20 protein-coding genes are annotated in these 14,770 nt (G+C 67.4%); all 20 read left to right on the top strand.

Features of this window, described 5'->3' with window-relative positions:
- A partial coding sequence (locus SH203_RS15470) for a hypothetical protein (protein WP_200808781.1) occupies positions 1–191 on the top strand: 191 nt, incomplete at its 5' end.
- Positions 188–343: a hypothetical protein gene (locus tag SH203_RS15465; RefSeq protein WP_159457533.1), complete on the top strand. Its 156-nt coding sequence runs from the start codon at positions 188–190 to the stop codon at positions 341–343. The genes SH203_RS15470 and SH203_RS15465, both read left to right, overlap by 4 nt.
- Positions 340–603 carry a hypothetical protein gene (locus tag SH203_RS03895; RefSeq protein ID WP_200808780.1) on the top strand — a complete coding sequence of 88 codons (264 nt, stop codon included), beginning with the start codon at positions 340–342 and terminating at the stop codon, positions 601–603. The genes SH203_RS15465 and SH203_RS03895 overlap by 4 nt, the downstream gene beginning before the upstream one ends.
- The gene (locus tag SH203_RS03890; protein ID WP_087119509.1) at positions 600–983 is read left to right on the top strand and encodes a M15 family metallopeptidase; all 384 of its coding nucleotides are present in this window, start codon (positions 600–602) and stop codon (positions 981–983) included. The genes SH203_RS03895 and SH203_RS03890 overlap by 4 nt, the downstream gene beginning before the upstream one ends.
- Complete coding sequence (locus SH203_RS03885; RefSeq protein WP_087119508.1) at positions 980–1,459, top strand: hypothetical protein; 480 nt, start codon at positions 980–982, stop codon at positions 1,457–1,459. Before SH203_RS03890 ends, SH203_RS03885 begins: the two co-directional genes overlap by 4 nt.
- The gene (locus SH203_RS03880; RefSeq protein ID WP_087119507.1) at positions 1,425–1,610 is read left to right on the top strand and encodes a hypothetical protein; all 186 of its coding nucleotides are present in this window, start codon (positions 1,425–1,427) and stop codon (positions 1,608–1,610) included. The genes SH203_RS03885 and SH203_RS03880 overlap by 35 nt, the downstream gene beginning before the upstream one ends.
- Positions 1,611–1,830: 220 nt before the next feature.
- Positions 1,831–2,649, top strand: a complete 819-nt coding sequence (locus SH203_RS03875) for a flagellin (RefSeq protein ID WP_087119506.1) — start codon at positions 1,831–1,833, stop codon at positions 2,647–2,649.
- Between the two features lie 278 nt (positions 2,650–2,927).
- Positions 2,928–3,734, top strand: a complete 807-nt coding sequence (locus SH203_RS03870; RefSeq protein ID WP_087119505.1) for a flagellin — start codon at positions 2,928–2,930, stop codon at positions 3,732–3,734.
- A 141-nt stretch (positions 3,735–3,875) separates the two neighbouring features.
- Positions 3,876–4,682 (top strand): flagellin, encoded by an 807-nt coding sequence (locus SH203_RS03865; RefSeq protein ID WP_087119504.1) that lies wholly within the window; start codon positions 3,876–3,878, stop codon positions 4,680–4,682.
- 114 nt (positions 4,683–4,796) lie between these two features.
- Entirely contained in the window at positions 4,797–5,621 is an 825-nt protein-coding gene (locus SH203_RS03860; protein WP_087119503.1) for a flagellin, read from the top strand.
- A 119-nt stretch (positions 5,622–5,740) separates the two neighbouring features.
- Positions 5,741–5,977, top strand: a complete 237-nt coding sequence (locus SH203_RS03855; RefSeq protein ID WP_087119502.1) for a flagellar protein FlaG — start codon at positions 5,741–5,743, stop codon at positions 5,975–5,977.
- A 137-nt stretch (positions 5,978–6,114) separates the two neighbouring features.
- Positions 6,115–6,939, top strand: coding sequence for a flagellin (locus SH203_RS03850; protein WP_087119501.1), 825 nt, complete (start codon positions 6,115–6,117; stop codon positions 6,937–6,939).
- 59 nt (positions 6,940–6,998) lie between these two features.
- The gene (locus SH203_RS03845) at positions 6,999–9,701 is read left to right on the top strand and encodes a transcriptional regulator (RefSeq protein ID WP_087119500.1); all 2,703 of its coding nucleotides are present in this window, start codon (positions 6,999–7,001) and stop codon (positions 9,699–9,701) included.
- An 81-nt stretch (positions 9,702–9,782) separates the two neighbouring features.
- On the top strand, positions 9,783–10,454 hold the full coding sequence (locus tag SH203_RS03840) for a hypothetical protein (protein ID WP_087119499.1): 672 nt from the start codon (positions 9,783–9,785) through the stop codon (positions 10,452–10,454).
- On the top strand, positions 10,454–10,876 hold the full coding sequence (locus SH203_RS03835) for a hypothetical protein (RefSeq protein ID WP_087119498.1): 423 nt from the start codon (positions 10,454–10,456) through the stop codon (positions 10,874–10,876). Before SH203_RS03840 ends, SH203_RS03835 begins: the two co-directional genes overlap by 1 nt.
- Positions 10,877–11,038: 162 nt before the next feature.
- The gene (gene ssb, locus SH203_RS03830; protein WP_087119497.1) at positions 11,039–11,539 is read left to right on the top strand and encodes a single-stranded DNA-binding protein; all 501 of its coding nucleotides are present in this window, start codon (positions 11,039–11,041) and stop codon (positions 11,537–11,539) included.
- A 49-nt stretch (positions 11,540–11,588) separates the two neighbouring features.
- Positions 11,589–12,005 carry a thiol-disulfide oxidoreductase DCC family protein gene (locus SH203_RS03825; RefSeq protein WP_234989366.1) on the top strand — a complete coding sequence of 139 codons (417 nt, stop codon included), beginning with the start codon at positions 11,589–11,591 and terminating at the stop codon, positions 12,003–12,005.
- Positions 12,002–13,303, top strand: a complete 1,302-nt coding sequence (locus tag SH203_RS03820) for an SDR family oxidoreductase (protein WP_087119496.1) — start codon at positions 12,002–12,004, stop codon at positions 13,301–13,303. The genes SH203_RS03825 and SH203_RS03820 overlap by 4 nt, the downstream gene beginning before the upstream one ends.
- On the top strand, positions 13,300–13,770 hold the full coding sequence (locus SH203_RS03815) for a DUF2269 domain-containing protein (protein ID WP_087119495.1): 471 nt from the start codon (positions 13,300–13,302) through the stop codon (positions 13,768–13,770). Before SH203_RS03820 ends, SH203_RS03815 begins: the two co-directional genes overlap by 4 nt.
- Positions 13,771–13,834: 64 nt before the next feature.
- On the top strand, positions 13,835–14,752 hold the full coding sequence (locus SH203_RS03810) for a DMT family transporter (RefSeq protein ID WP_087119494.1): 918 nt from the start codon (positions 13,835–13,837) through the stop codon (positions 14,750–14,752).
- The last annotated feature ends 18 nt before the right edge of the window (positions 14,753–14,770 follow it).

Below are 14,770 nucleotides of genomic sequence, written 5' to 3'. Positions count from 1 at the left end.
CCGATCCGGCCCTGTCGCTGGTCGGCGGGGGCGGCGGGGGTGGAACGGCCTCGGCCGGAGGTGCGGGCGCACCGGGCGGTTCCGGCGGCGGGTTCGGGGCCGGCGGGGGCGGAGGCGGCGCGGGCCTGACCGCAGGCGGCGCGGGCGGTTCGGGCGCGGCGGGCGCGGTTCGCATCACGATCGTCGGATGAGCCGGCGCAGACATCCGGCCGAGCCGGTCGAGGTGCTGGAGGACGAGGCGTGGGAAGCGCCCGACAGCCTCACCGACACGGAATGGCGGGCGCAATCGGGCTGGGACGGCCGCTGCGCCCCGGCGCCCTATGACGAGGAGGACGGACGATGAACAGGCGCAGTCAGAAACCGCTGGCCGAGGGGCGATGGCTGTTTCGCCGCCTCTACGCCTTTGCGGTCAGCGCGGGGCTGTGGGTGCTGTTGATGCAGGTAGTGGGGCGGATGCCGCCCACGATGCTGCCGCGCACGGCGGACGGGTTGATGGGCCTGCTGGCCCTGATCCTGGTCCTCTATCTGGTGGCGCCCACCGCCCAGCAGTTGATCGCCCTGTCGGCCAGTGCGCGTCTGCGGATGCCGGGAGGGCGGCCGTGAGCTTTCGTCTGTCCGTCCGCTCGCGCGCCCGGCTGCAGGGCGTGCATCCGGCCCTGGTCGCCGTGGTCGAGGCGGCCATCGCGCGTTCCTCGGTGGACTTCATGATCACCGAGGGGCTGCGCACGCCGGCGCGTCAGGCGGTTCTGGTCAAGGCCGGGGCCAGCCGGACGCTGCGGTCGCGTCACCTGACCGGCCATGCCGTCGATGTCGCCGCCCTGGTCGAAGGGCAGGTGCGCTGGGACTGGCCCCTTTATGGCCGGATCGCCGAGGCCTTCAAGGCGGCGGCGTCGGACCTGAACACGTCCCTGATCTGGGGCGGCGACTGGACGACGCTGCGCGACGGGCCGCATTTCGAACTGGATCGAAAGGCCTTTCCATGAGCGCGGCGACCGTGTTTCGCGCCCTGACGCCGCTGGGCCGGCTGGCGGCGGGCCTCGCCGCCCTGGCGTGCGCCGTCGCCCTGTTGGGCGGACTGGGTTTTCGCTGGGACCCGCTGAATCTCCAGAAAAAACGCCTGGCCGCCGCGCAAGCCGAGGTCCGCCAGGCTTCGATTGAGGCGGCGGCGCAGGAGGAAGCGCGACGGCTGGAGGCCCAGGGCGCGGCCGTTCAGGCGCAGCGCGTCGATCACTATCAACAGATGACGACGAGGGCCGAGCGGGCGACCGCCGCCGCCGTCGTCCAGGCCAGGAGCGCCGATGACGCCGACCAACCCTTGGACCCCCGCCGCGCTGATCGCCTGCGCGATCATGATGGCCAGCTGTGCCGGCTCGCCCCCGATCTCGACGGTTGCGCCGCCGCGACTGGTTCTGCCGGCGGCGGCGATGCGGCCCTGCGCCCTGGCCGTGTTGCCGGCTGAGCCGACGGCGGGCGATCTGGACGCGGCCTATGTGCTGCGCGGCGCCCAGATCGTCGCCTGCGACGGCGCACGGCGTCTGGCTGTCGAAACCCTGTTGGCCGAGCGGGCCATGCAGGATGCTCCAGGAAAGGGGCGAGGCGCTCGGCGCTGACGGCCCTGCAAAAACGACTCGGCAACTTCTGCCGTCCAGCGGCCGGACTTGCCGGGTCGTTGCGCCTGCTTGTGAAATAAAATCAATAAAAACAATGAAACGGCGCGTCGGCGGGCGGTTGGAAAACTGGCCCCGCCTTTGCTCCTGATCCGACCGAGCAAAAGGCTCCTGGCGCTAAAATGGCGCCGGACATCACACGAAGTGAAAAAGGAAAGCCAAAATGGCTAACAGCATCAATACGAACTACGGCGCCGCCATCGCGCTGCAGAACCTCAATGCGACCAACGATCAGCTGGCTCGCACGCAGAACCGTGTCAACACGGGTCTGAAAGTCGCCACCGCCAAGGATAACGGCGCTATCTACGCCATCGCGACGACCCAGCGCGCCAATATGGGCGCCATGGACGCGGTCAAGAATTCGCTGCAACGCGGCCAATCCATTGTCGACGTGGCCCTGGCCGCCGGCGACACCGTCACCGCCGCTCTCGAAGAGATGAAGCAACTGGCGGTCAATATCCAGTCGTCCGTCGCCGGTTCCGACTCGGAAACCGCCTATCTGAACGATTTCAACTCTCTGGGTTCCGAGATCGACAAGGCGCTGAAGGGCGCCAGCTTCGACGGCGTCAATCTGTGGAACACGACCACGGCGACCAATGTGACCACCAGCGTCAGCGGCGGAACCTATCAGATCGGCTTCGGCACGACCGACAAGGCCGCCGCTGCGCCCATCACGGCGGTTTCCGCCGGCACGGCGGCGCGTGCTGGAGCCACCACCGCCATCGTCGATGCGGCGATCAAGGAAGTGACCACGAACCTGGCGACCCTGGGCACCCAATCCAAGTCGGTGGGCCGTCAGCTGACCTTCGTGGGCAAGCTGCAGGACGCGACCGAGGCCGGGATCGGCAATCTGGTCGACGCCGATCTGGCCAAGGAAAGCGCCAAGCTGACCGCGTTGCAGACCAAGCAGCAACTGGGCGTCCAGGCGCTGTCCATCGCCAACTCCTCCAGCCAGATCCTGCTGAGCCTGTTCCGCAACTAAGGCGGCGGCCCGGCATCACGGTCAAACGCGGGCGCCTGGCGTCCGCACGGCATCCCTCGGTCGTCTCTGGGCAGAAATTGCCGGGTGAGGCGGTTCGCTCGGCAAGTCTTGCCGACCAGAAAGGACGGTAAATCAAAGATTAACCCGTAAAAACAGTAAGTTGTGCGATTTGTCGGCCGGCGATCCTGGCCCGGCAATTGCTTCTTACCGACCGAGCAAAAAGCTCCTGGCGACAAAACGGCGCCGGATGTCACCGAAGTGAACAAGGACCAGCCAAAATGGCGAACAGCATCAACACCAACTACGGCGCGGCCGTCGCGCTGCAGAATCTGAACAAGACGGCGTCCCAGCTGCAGACGACCCAGAACCGGATCAGCACCGGGATGAAGGTCGCGACGGCCAAGGACAACGGCGCCATCTTCGCCATCGCCACGACCCAGCGCGCCAACATGGGCGCCATGGACGCGGTCAAGAACTCGCTGCAACGCGGTCAATCCATCGTCGATGTGGCCCTCGCCGCCGGCGACACCGCGACTTCGGCCCTGGAAGAGATGAAGGCCCTGGCGGTCAACATCGCCTCCTCGACCGGCGACGCCCAGACGGCCTATCTGGCCGACTACAACTCCCTGGGCAAGGAAGTGGCCTCGGCCCTGTCGGGCGCCAGCTTCGACGGCGCCAACCTCTGGACGACCGCCGGCACGACGAACGTGACGACCAATACGTCGGGTGGAACCTACGCCATCGGCTTCGCCGCGGCACCGTCGGCCGACGCGACGCTGACCGCCGTCAACACCGGCTCTATCACGGCCGCGAACGCCACCGTCGGCAATGTGGACGCCGCGATCAAGACCGTGACGACCAGCCTGGCCACCCTGGGCACCCAGTCCAAGTCGGTCGGCCGTCAGCTGACCTTCGTCGGCAAGCTGCAGGACGCGACCGAGGCGGGTATCGGCAATCTGGTGGACGCCGACCTGGCCAAGGAAAGCGCCAAGCTGACCGCGCTTCAGACCAAGCAACAACTGGGCGTGCAGGCGTTGTCGATCGCCAACTCGTCCAGCTCGGTCCTGTTGAGCCTATTCCGCTGAGGCCCGGAGGCGTGATCGCTTCGGCGGCGCGCCAAGGCTTCGTCACCGGGGACCGGCGTGGTCGGTCGCCACAACCCTGAGCAAAACGCTCCCGTCGCCAAAACGGCGGCGGCCATCACGAAGTGAAGAAGGACAGCCAAAATGGCGAACAGCATCAACACGAACTACGGCGCGGCCGTTGCGCTGCAAAACCTGAACAAGACGGCGTCCCAGCTGCAGACGACCCAAACCCGGATCAGCACCGGGATGAAGGTGTCCTCGGCCAAGGACAATGGCGCCATCTTCGCCATCGCCACGACCCAGCGCGCCAACATGGGCGCCATGGACGCGGTCAAGAACTCGCTGCAACGCGGTCAATCCATCGTCGACGTGGCCCTGGCCGCCGGCGACACAGCGACCTCGGCCCTGGAAGAGATGAAGGCCCTGGCGGTCAACATCGCCTCCTCGACCGGCGACGCCCAGACGGCCTATCTGGCCGACTACAACTCCCTGGGCAAGGAAGTGGCCTCGGCCCTGTCGGGCGCCAGCTTCGACGGCGTGAACCTGTGGGCGACCGCAGGCGTGACCAATGTGACGACCAATACGTCTGGCGGCACCTATGGCGTCGGCTTCGCGGCCAACGTCTCGACGGACGCGACCCTGGCGGCCGTCAACACCGGCGCCATCACCGCTGCAAACGCCACGACGACGAACGTCGACGCGGCGCTGAAGACGGTGGCGACCAGCCTGGCCACCCTGGGCACCCAGTCCAAGTCGGTCGGTCGTCAGCTCTCCTTCGTCAACAAGCTGCAAGACGCCACGGAGGCCGGCATCGGCAACCTGGTCGATGCGGACCTGGCCAAGGAAAGCGCGCGTCTGACGGCCCTGCAGACCAAGCAACAGCTTGGCGTTCAGGCGCTGTCGATCGCCAACTCGTCCAGCTCCATCCTGCTGGGCCTGTTCCGCTAAGGCGACCGGACGGGGCGGTTCGCCGCCCCGTCCGACGACCTGAGCAACCCCGAGCAAAACGCTCCCGTCGCCAAAACGGCGACGGCCATCACGAAGTGAAGAAGGACAGCCAAAATGGCTAACAGCATCAATACGAACTACGGCGCGTCCATCGCGCTGCAAAACCTGAACAAGACGGCCGAACAGCTGCAGACGACCCAAAACCGGATCAACACCGGCATGAAGGTGTCCTCGGCCAAGGACAATGGCGCGATCTTCGCCATCGCCACCACCCAGCGCGCCAACATGGGCGCCATGGATGCGGTCAAGAACTCGCTGCAGCGGGGTCAATCCATCGTCGACGTGGCCCTGGCCGCGGGCGACACCGTGACGTCCACTTTGGAAGAGATGAAGGCCCTGGCGGTCAATCTCGGCTCTTCCACGGGCGACGCGCAGGCGGCCTATCTGGCGGACTTCAATGCCCTGGGCAAGGAAGTGGACGCGGCGCTGAAGGGCGCGACGTTCGACGGCGTCAATCTGTGGAACACCACCACGGCGACGACCGTCACCACCAACACGTCGGGTTCGACCAGCACGATCGGCTTCGGCACGACCGACAAGGCCGCCGCCACGGCGATCACGGACGTGACCACCGCCGCGACCGCTCCGGCGGACGCGACGGCCGCTGCGGCCATCCGCACCAAGGTGGATGCGGCCATCAAGGCCATGACCACCGATCTGGCGACCCTGGGCACCCAGTCCAAGTCGGTGGGTCGCAACATCACCTTCGTCGGCAAGCTGCAAGACGCCACGGAAGCCGGCATCGGCAACCTGGTCGATGCGGACCTGGCCAAGGAAAGCGCCCGTCTGACGGCCCTGCAGACCAAGCAGCAGCTTGGCGTTCAGGCGCTGTCGATCGCCAACTCGTCCAGCTCCATCCTGCTGGGCCTGTTCCGCTAAGGCGACCGGGCGGGGCGGTTCGCCGCCCCGTCCGAGCGTCTCCTACCCCCTAGAGGCGCGCGGATTCATCCGCGTGGGGAGCCATGACAAACCATGTCGCGAGAGTAACAAGCGTACCCTTGAGCGCCACGGCGCCAGCGCCCGCAACGGTCGCACAAACCCATGCCCGCAACGACAACAGCGACGCCAGCCGGTATCGCCTGACCATCGAGGCGGTCGGCAAGAACCGCTACGTTTACAAGGTGCTGGACCGGGTGACGGGGGAGGTTATCCGCCAGTTGCCGCGTGAAGACGTCGAAAAGCTGGCCGTCGATCCGACCTATCGCCAGGGCAAGGTGGTCGACACCTCGGCCTGACGACCGGGGAGGGATGTCTGGAAACGTTAACGCCGCCGGCTCGCCGGACGGCGCAATCATGGTTTCCGGCGTATTAACCATCCGCTCACGACTCATGGTTAATACTGGGCGCAACAGAACGTCCGGGGCTTGAAGCCATGACCACCAGCATCCACACCAACACCTCGGCGATGATCGCCCTGCAGAATCTGAACAGAACCAACGATCAGTTGGCTTCGACGCAGAGTCGGGTGAACACGGGGCTGAAGGTGCAGGGCGCCAAGGACAACGCCGCCGTCTGGGCGGTGGCCCAGGGGCAGCGCGCGGATCGCGGCTCGCTGGAAGCCGTCACCACCAGCCTGAACCGCGCGACCTCCATCGCCGATGTGTCTCTGGCCGCCGGTTCCCAGATTTCCGACATCCTGGTCGAGCTGAAGCAGAAGGCGACCGCCGCCGCCGATCCCAGCGCCACCACGGCGATGCGGACCTCCTACGACGACGAATATCAGTCGCTGCTGAAGTCGATCCAGTCGTTCGCCGAAAACGCCACCTTCGACGGTTCGAACATCCTGGATGGCGGGGCGACCACGGCGCTGAACTTCTTGGCCAGCGCCGATGCGTCGGAAACCATTTCCCTGGACCGGCAAAATCTGACGGTGGCGGGTCTGTCGCTGACCGGGACCAGCCTGACCAGCGCCGCGAACGCCTCGACCGCCCTCACGGCCGTCAACGCCGCGATCGCCACCAGCAGCGCGCGCCTGGCCGAACTGGGGTCTCAGTCCAAGCAGATCGAACGCCACACCACCTATGTCGGCAAGCTGTCCGACGCGCTGGAGGCGGGCATCGGCAATCTGGTGGATGCGGACATGGCCAAGGAAAGCGCCCGTCTGACCGCCCTGCAGGTCCAGCAGCAGCTCGGCGTCCAGGCCCTGTCCATCGCCAACCAGTCGCCGCAGATCATCCTGTCGCTCTTCAAGGGCTGATCGGCGATTTAAGGGTTCGTTATCGGGCCGGGCGGCATGATCGACGCGGAGCCGCCTGAATGATCAACAACAGCTATCTGCTGGGTCTGTTCGGGACGTCGACGGGGGCGTCGTCGTCGCCCGCCCCTGCGTCCGCAGCGCCGGTGAAAGCCAAGAAGACGCAGCCGACGGCGCCGTGGGCCTCCACCGCCGCCGCTTCGGCGCCCAAGGCCAGCGACATGGTGCGCGCCGCCTTGGCGGGACGCCGCCTGATCAACGAGGCCAACGTCGATCTGGATATGGCCGGCGCCTCGGCCGACTATCGCAAGCTGTTCGCCCTCTATCAGGGTCTGAACGCCCTCAGCGCCCTGGCCGACCGCGCCAACGCCAAGGGGCTGAGCAGCGCCGAAGCCGCCCAGGTCGGCAAACGGTTCGAAGCGGGCATGGTCGAGATGTCCGACTATCTGAAATCCGCCGGCTTCGAAGACGTGCGGATGGTGCAGGGCGTGTCCAAATCGACCGTCAAGACCGGCTTCGCGCTGGAAAAGGCGCAGTCCACCTACACCACCATCCCGATCCACGACGGCTCGCTGAGCGACAGCGTCAAGGCGTTCGAGGGCGACGTGAAGTTCGCCGTGACCATCCGAACCAGCGCCGGAACACAGTCGATCGGCGTCGACCTGTCCGACATGGGCTCCACGCCCCGGACGATGGACAATGTAATCGCCCACATCAACGGCGTGCTGCAAGGCGCCGGCGTCGCCACCCGCGTCGAGCGTCAGATGATCGAGGCCCAGCCCAAGGTCGTCAAAAGCGGCTCCAAGACCATCACCCTGCCGGCGGGGCCGGACCAATGGGCGCTGCGTGTGCGCGGCGCGGTGGGCGAGACCGTCGGCTTCCAGGCTGTCGATACATCCGATGCGGTCTATGTGACCCAGGGCTCGGGCGCCAAGAGCGGGGCGCAACTGCTGAAGTTTCAGGCGGACGGCGGCGCGGCTCCGGCGGCGCAGCAGGGCGTCGACGATCCGTTCTGGGTCGCGGGCCGCACGGGTCAGACCGACCTGCCCGCCGGGGTCGCCGCCGCTCGCGCCAGCGCCCCGGCGCCCGACGGCTCGATCTGGGTGGTCGCCGACCTGACCCAGGGCGCCGCAAACCAGCCGATCAAGGGCGCCCGCGACGTGGCCCTGCTGAAATACGATTCCGGCGGCAATCTGGTGCAGACCAAGCTGCTGGGCGCCGCCTCGACCGCCAACGGCTTCTCCATCGCCGTGGACTCGGACGGCCGGGTCGCGGTCGCCGGGTCCGTCACCGGAGCGCTGGAGCCGGGCAAGAGCGGCGATGCGGCCAACACGGCCGACAGTTTCGTCACCGTCTTCGACGACGACGGCAAGGAACTGTGGACCCAGAGGCGCGGGGCCAAGGCGGCGGACGAGGCGACCGAGGTCCGCTTCGGCGCGGACGGCATGGTCTATGTCGCCGGACGCTCCAAATCCGCCATGCCGGGTCAGGCGGCCCTGGGCGGCTGGGACTCCTATCTCCAGACGTTCCAGGAAAAGCCGATCAAGATCAACGGCCCGGATGTCGGGGTGAATGTCTCGACGCTGCAGTTCGGCACCGACGGCGACGATTCGGTCCAGGCCATGACGGTGTCGGGGTCCGACGTCTATACCGCCGGGGTCGAGAACGGGCGCGCGATCGTGCGCCGCTTCACCCTGGACGCCTCCGGCGTGCCGACCTTGGCCGCGACGCGCGATCTGGGTCTGGCCAGCGGCTCCATCGCCGGGATCTCGGTCGAGAACGGCAAGGTCGTGCTGACGGGCCAGACCGACAATCCCGCTCTGGATGTCGCCACGAAAACCAACGCCCACGCCGGCGGAACCGATGTCTTCGTGGCCACCCTGTCGACCGATCTGCAGGCCGCCGTCAGCGACCGCCTGACCTATTTCGGCGGGACGGGCAACGACACCGCCGCCGACGTCAAGATCAAGGACGGCAAGGTCTGGATCACCGGCACGAACCGCGACGCCGGCGCCGCGAAGACCGATCCGACCCGGGCCTATCTGGCGCGGCTGGATCTGGCCACGGGCGTCGTCGAATACAATCAGACCTGGCGCGGGGAGGGGGATCAGGTCATGCCGACCAGCTTGAGCATCGTCTCGGGCGGCGCCAGCGTTCTGGACCGGCTGGGTTTGCCGCAGGGCGAGATCATGCAGGCGGATTCCAAACTGCTGACCGTGGCCACGTCCGCGCGTGTCGGCGATCAGTTCAGCATTTCGCCGGCCGGCGGGGGACGCGCCGTCAATGTGACCATCGAGGCCAAGGATACGCTGGACACCCTGGCCAAGAAGATCATGACGGCGTCCAACCGTCAGTTGAAGGCGACGGTCGTCACCGATTCGCGCGTCGTGCCGCCGGTTCAGCGGCTTCAGATCGTCGCCGCCGACAACAAGGAGGGCGCCGTCATCTCGGCCGGCGCCTTGGGCAAGGATGCATTGGCCGCGTTGGGTCTTTCGCCCGGCTTCGTCGGCAAGACCGGCGACAAATCGGCCAAGACCTATGGGCTGAACCTGCCCAACACGTTGAATCTGAACGACGCGACCAACGTCAAAGCCGCGATCGACGCCCTGGCCCAGGCCATGACGGCGGTGCGCTCGGCCTATCGATCATTGGGACCGCAGAGCGCCCCGACCACCAATTCCCAGACGAGCGCGGGCTCCTCCACCGCCTATCAGCAGACCCAGGCCGCCAACTTCCAGGCCGCGCTGAACCGTCTGCTGGCCTGACGCCGCGCGGGGGCGTCCAAGGCGGTTGACGCCCGGCTCCCGCTTGGCCTTATTGGCCTTCCCTTCAGTGAAAGCCCGTTCATGGCCCTTCCGAAAGACAACCGCGTCATCCTGGCGGTCGGCGCCGGCGTGGTGATCGTCGCCGCCGTCGTGCTGGCCCTGATCTTCACCGGCGGCGGCGATAAGCCGACCGAGGCGCCGCCGGCGTCCAAGGGCGGGCTGGTGGTCAATCTGGCCGAGGCGCCCAGCCTGGAGCCGACGCGCGAACTGCGCTGCTTCGTCGATGGTCAGTTCGTGGGCATGGCGACCCTGGCCGACTGCGCGCGCCGCAACGGCCTGGCCACCGACGCCCTGGACGTGGGGCTGGATTCGACCGGCGCCCTGGCCGCCGCGCCGACCGCCGCCTTCGCCCCGCCGCCCGAGGCGCCGGCGGTCCAGATGGCCGAGACCGCGCCGCCCGCCAGCGTGGAACAGACGCCCGCGCCCAAGTCGACGCCGGTGGCGTCGGGCAGCCCGTGCCTGCGTCACACCGGCTCGGACTGGCGCACCCTGTCCAGCGGCATGAGCCTGAACGCCTGTGTTCAGGCGCTCTACGCCGGAACCTGCGTCGGGCCGGGCGACGCCCAGTACGGCCGCTGGGGCGACGTGACTCTGCGTCTGGTGCCGCGCCGCGTGGAACAGTCGAATGATAACGCGCGTTTCCGCACCTTGGCGGAACAGGATCGCAACTGCCAATTTCCCGGGATGAACTGATGCGTTTCGCCCTCATCGCCATCGTCGCCGGCGCGGCCGCCCTGGGCGCCTGCTCCAACCAGCCGAAATATGAGTTTGCGCCCGGCGCCTGCTATTTCGTGGCCACGCCGGACAATGCGCCGCCGCGCCTGCAGAAGATCGCCGACGACCAGCCTCAACTGGAACAGTGCGCCGCGCGTCTGGAGGAAATGCGTCTGCGCTTCCTGCGTATGGGCGGATCGAACCAGGAGATCGCGGGCGCCTATCAGGGCCGTTTCATCTTCATCGACCGCGAGGGGGTCAAGATCGGCAAGAGCCTGACCGGCAGCCGTTTCTTCTCGATGGCCCGCACCGGCGACGGCCGCCTGGCCATTCCCGGCGCCATTCAGCGCGACGCAACCGGCCGTCCGATCGCCATTGCGGCGGAGCCGGCCGCGAAGTAGGTCTTGCGTGGTGTGAACAAAGGTGGAACATTTCGTTAATCCACCGATTTGGCGGGTCTGATGTCGAATGCGTCTGGCGGTGATCCGCTTCGGCCCTAAGACATCCGGCTGACTTACGGGGCGGGCGAGAAACGCGCCGCCCTTCGAGAAAAGGAAGTTTCCATGGCGGGCAGCGTCAACAAGGTCATTCTGGTCGGCAATCTGGGGCGCGACCCCGAAATCCGCTCCATGCCCAACGGCGACCGTATCGCCAACCTGTCCATCGCCACGTCCGAGACCTGGCGCGACAAGTCCTCGGGCGAGCGCAAGGAAAAGACCGAGTGGCACCGGGTCGTCATCTTCAACGACAACATCGTCAAGGTGGTCGAGAACTATGTGAAGAAGGGCTCGACCGTCTATATCGAGGGCGCGCTCCAGACCCGCAAATGGACCGATCAGCAGGGTGTCGAGAAGTATTCGACCGAGATCGTGGTCAGCCGCTTCAAGGGTGAACTGACCATGCTGGGCGGCCGTTCGGAAGGCGGTTCGTCGGGCGGCGGCTACGGCGGCGGCGGCGGTGGTCGCGGCGACGACGACTATTCCTCGGGCTTCTCCACCGGCGGCGCCAACAAGCCCAGCGGCCCCAAGGAAAGCTACGACCTGAACGACGACATTCCGTTCTGAGGCTTTGTCGGTGGGGCGGGGGCCTTACAGCTATCGTGAGGACCCGGCCGTGCCGGCCTTCCCGGACGACCGGCCCCTGGTCCTGTTCGACGGCGACTGCGCCCTGTGTTCCGGCTCGGCGCGCAAGATCCTGAAGCATGACCGGGCCGGGCGTATTCGCCTCGCGCCTACGCAATCGCCGCTGGGGCGGGCCTTACTGGTCCACTACGGCGTCGATCCCGACGATCCCTATACGATGCTGCTGATCCAGGACGGCGTGGCGCGCCAGCGTTCGGACGGCGTGCTGGGCATCGCCGCCCTTCTGCCCGCGCCCTATCGGCTGGCGACGGCGGGGCGGATCGTGCCGCGCGTCGTTCGCGACGCCCTCTATGACATCGTCGCGCGTCGTCGGCGTCGTTTCCCCGGCGCGACCTGGTGCGCCATGCCGCCGAAAGGCGTCGATCTGAACGACAGGGTGTTGGGATGACCGGACGGGTGCTGGTGCTGGGCGCCAATGGCTTCATAGGCTCCCATGTCGCGGCGGCCCTGGCGTCCGATGGCTGGACCGTTCGGGCCGGCGCGCGCCGCATGGCCGAACCGGCCCGCCGCGCGCCCGCTTTCGATTGGGTTTCCGCCGACTTTTCCAAACTGACGACGGCCGAGGCGTGGGGGCCGGTGCTGGACGGCGTCGATGCGGTGGTGAACTGCGTCGGCGTCTTGCAGGACGGCGGGGGCGACAGCACCCGCGCCGCCCACGTCGATGGACCCCGCGCCCTGATCGCGGCGTGTCGGGCGGCGGACGTGCGGCGACTGGTGCATATCTCCGCCGTCGGGGCGGACGATGCGGCGGGCACCGACTATGCGCGGACCAAGGCCGAGACTGAGCGTCTGGTTCAGGCCAGCAGCCTGGACTGGCTGATCCTTCGGCCGTCGCTGGTGGTGGATCGGGCGGCGTTCGGCGGCACGGGCCTGATCCGGGCCCTGGCGGCCTTTCCATTGTTCAGCCCGGTCGTGGGCGGCGACCAGACTTTCCGTCCCATTCCGCTCAGCGACCTGTGCGGCGCCGTGGTCGCGGCGGTGAAGCCCGGCGCGCCGTCGCAGGCGTCCTTCGACATGCCGGGGCCGGAGGCGGTGAGCATGGCCGAGACGGTGCGGCTGTATCGCGGTTGGCTGGGTCTGAAGCCTGCGCCGGTCGTGCGCGTGCCGCGCGCCCTTGCCGCGCCGGCCCTGGCGGTCGGCGACCTGTTGGGGCGGCTGGGCTGGTCGTCGCCGATCCGCACCACGGCCATCAAACAGATGGATCACGACGTCTCGGGTCAGGATAGCGGCTGGGCCGAGGCGCTGGGCGTGCGTTCGCGCGGTTTTACGGACTTTCTGGCCCAGACCCCGGCGTCGGTCCAGGACGTCTGGCACGCGCGGCTGTGGTTCGTGCGGCCGGTCGCCATCGTGACCCTGGGTCTGTTCTGGCTGATCACCGGCCTGATCAGCTTCGGCCCAGGCTGGAGCCGTGCGGTCGCCATCCTGCATGAGGGCGGCTATGGCCGCTGGGCCGGCCCCATCGCCTGGTGGGGCGCTTTGCTGGACGTGGTGCTGGGGCTGATGCTGTTCGTGCGGCCGTGGACGGCGCGGGTGGCCGTCTTCATGTGTCTGGCCACGGTCGGCTATCTGATCGCCGGGACGCTCAGCCTGCCGCACTACTGGATCGACCCGCTGGGGCCGTGGCTGAAGGTTCTGCCGATGATGGCCCTGTGCCTGTTCGTCGCCGCCACGGACGCCCGCCGATGAGCCTGTATTTCGTACTGAAGATCGTTCACATCCTGTCCGGGGCCGTGCTGTTCGGCACGGGTGCGGGCATCGCCTTCTTCATGCTGCGTGCCCACGCGACCCGAGATGCGAAGACGGTGGCCGATGTCGGCAGGATCGTGGTTCTGGCCGATTTCGTCTTCACCGCCAGCGCCGTGGTGGTCCAGCCGATCAGCGGTCTGGGCCTGATCCATCTGCAGGGCTGGCCCCTGACCAGTCCGTGGCTGCTGGCCGCCTATGGCCTCTATGTCCTGATCGGTGTGTGCTGGCTGCCGGTGGTGTGGATTCAGTATCGGATGATGAAGCTGGCCGAACAGGCGGCAGGGCAGGGGGCGCCGCTGCCGCCCGCCTATCACCGGCTGTTCCGCTGGTGGTTCGCCCTGGGCTGGCCCGCCTTCGCCGGGGTATTGGCCATCTATTGGCTGATGGTGGTCAAGCCGGGTTTCTGAACACGAAACTTCGGGTCATCCAATGTGAGCCGACGCTCGCCCGCGAGAATGACATAGCAGGATCATGACCGACGCCGTCCCGCCCGCGCCCGCCAAGCCTCAAGCCCTGACCGGGCTGGAGATCGCCGCCATTCTGGCGATCATCGTCGTCTGGGGTGTGAACAATGCGGGCGCCAAGCTGGCGACGGAACACCTCAGCCCCCTGCTGGTCGGCGCCATCCGGTTCGGCATCGCCAGCGCCTGTCTGTTCGCCTTCGTGCGGCCGCCGTTCCCGGATTGGAAAAGCCTTCTGATCATCGTGCTGGTGGGCGGGCCGGTCCAGTATGGGCTGGTCTATACGGCCTATTGGCTGGCGCATGACATCAGCCCCGTGACCGTGGCCAATCAGCTCTGGATTCCCTTCACCTCCCTCTTCGCCTTTCTGATCCTGGGCGAGCGGTTGAGCCGGGGCGCGATGGTCGGCATGGGAATCGCCTTCGTCGGCGTGGCCTGGATGACGCTGGACGCCCATGCGCTGCAGGACTGGCGCGCCATTCTGGTGGGGATTGCGGCGGGCGCGGCCTGGGCGGTGGCGACGGTGGTGGCGCGCAGGACGACCTCCATTCCGCCGCTGAAGATGCAGGGGCTGCTGGCGGCGGGCACCCTGCCGGTGATGGCCTTCGGCTCGCTGGTGTTTGAGCATGGTCAGATCGAGGCTATGCGCGCGGCGCCGCCGATGGTCTGGGTGTCGCTGATCTGGGCCGGGGTGGTGTCGTCGGTTCTGGCGACGACCCTGCTGTTCTGGCTGGTGCAGCGGCGAGAGGCGGGGCGGGTGACGCCCTATTTGTTGGCGACGCCGGTGGTGTCGATGGCCATCGGCTGGGGCCTGATGGGCGACGTGCTGACGCCGCAGATTCTGACCGGCTCGGCCATCGCCATGGGCGGGGTGGTGCTGGTGGCCCTGGCCGAACGGGGCTTGCGCGCGGGCGCGGCGAAGGCTTGATCTGATCCGAACCGACTA

The sequence above is a fragment of the Brevundimonas sp. SH203 genome (genome assembly GCF_002157625.1).
In the GTDB taxonomy this organism is placed as follows: domain Bacteria; phylum Pseudomonadota; class Alphaproteobacteria; order Caulobacterales; family Caulobacteraceae; genus Brevundimonas.
This window is presented reverse-complemented; position numbering and strand designations above follow the sequence as displayed.

Coding starts and splice junctions, on each gene's coding strand:
- SH203_RS15465 (WP_159457533.1), top strand. CDS start 188: ATGAGCCGGCGCAGACATCCGGCCGAGCCGGTCGAGGTGCTGGAGGAC.
- SH203_RS03895 (WP_200808780.1), top strand. CDS start 340: ATGAACAGGCGCAGTCAGAAACCGCTGGCCGAGGGGCGATGGCTGTTT.
- SH203_RS03885 (WP_087119508.1), top strand. CDS start 980: ATGAGCGCGGCGACCGTGTTTCGCGCCCTGACGCCGCTGGGCCGGCTG.
- SH203_RS03880 (WP_087119507.1), top strand. CDS start 1,425: ATGCGGCCCTGCGCCCTGGCCGTGTTGCCGGCTGAGCCGACGGCGGGC.
- SH203_RS03875 (WP_087119506.1), top strand. CDS start 1,831: ATGGCTAACAGCATCAATACGAACTACGGCGCCGCCATCGCGCTGCAG.
- SH203_RS03870 (WP_087119505.1), top strand. CDS start 2,928: ATGGCGAACAGCATCAACACCAACTACGGCGCGGCCGTCGCGCTGCAG.
- SH203_RS03865 (WP_087119504.1), top strand. CDS start 3,876: ATGGCGAACAGCATCAACACGAACTACGGCGCGGCCGTTGCGCTGCAA.
- SH203_RS03860 (WP_087119503.1), top strand. CDS start 4,797: ATGGCTAACAGCATCAATACGAACTACGGCGCGTCCATCGCGCTGCAA.
- SH203_RS03850 (WP_087119501.1), top strand. CDS start 6,115: ATGACCACCAGCATCCACACCAACACCTCGGCGATGATCGCCCTGCAG.
- SH203_RS03845 (WP_087119500.1), top strand. CDS start 6,999: ATGATCAACAACAGCTATCTGCTGGGTCTGTTCGGGACGTCGACGGGG.
- SH203_RS03840 (WP_087119499.1), top strand. CDS start 9,783: ATGGCCCTTCCGAAAGACAACCGCGTCATCCTGGCGGTCGGCGCCGGC.
- SH203_RS03835 (WP_087119498.1), top strand. CDS start 10,454: ATGCGTTTCGCCCTCATCGCCATCGTCGCCGGCGCGGCCGCCCTGGGC.
- ssb (WP_087119497.1), top strand. CDS start 11,039: ATGGCGGGCAGCGTCAACAAGGTCATTCTGGTCGGCAATCTGGGGCGC.
- SH203_RS03820 (WP_087119496.1), top strand. CDS start 12,002: ATGACCGGACGGGTGCTGGTGCTGGGCGCCAATGGCTTCATAGGCTCC.
- SH203_RS03815 (WP_087119495.1), top strand. CDS start 13,300: ATGAGCCTGTATTTCGTACTGAAGATCGTTCACATCCTGTCCGGGGCC.
- SH203_RS03810 (WP_087119494.1), top strand. CDS start 13,835: ATGACCGACGCCGTCCCGCCCGCGCCCGCCAAGCCTCAAGCCCTGACC.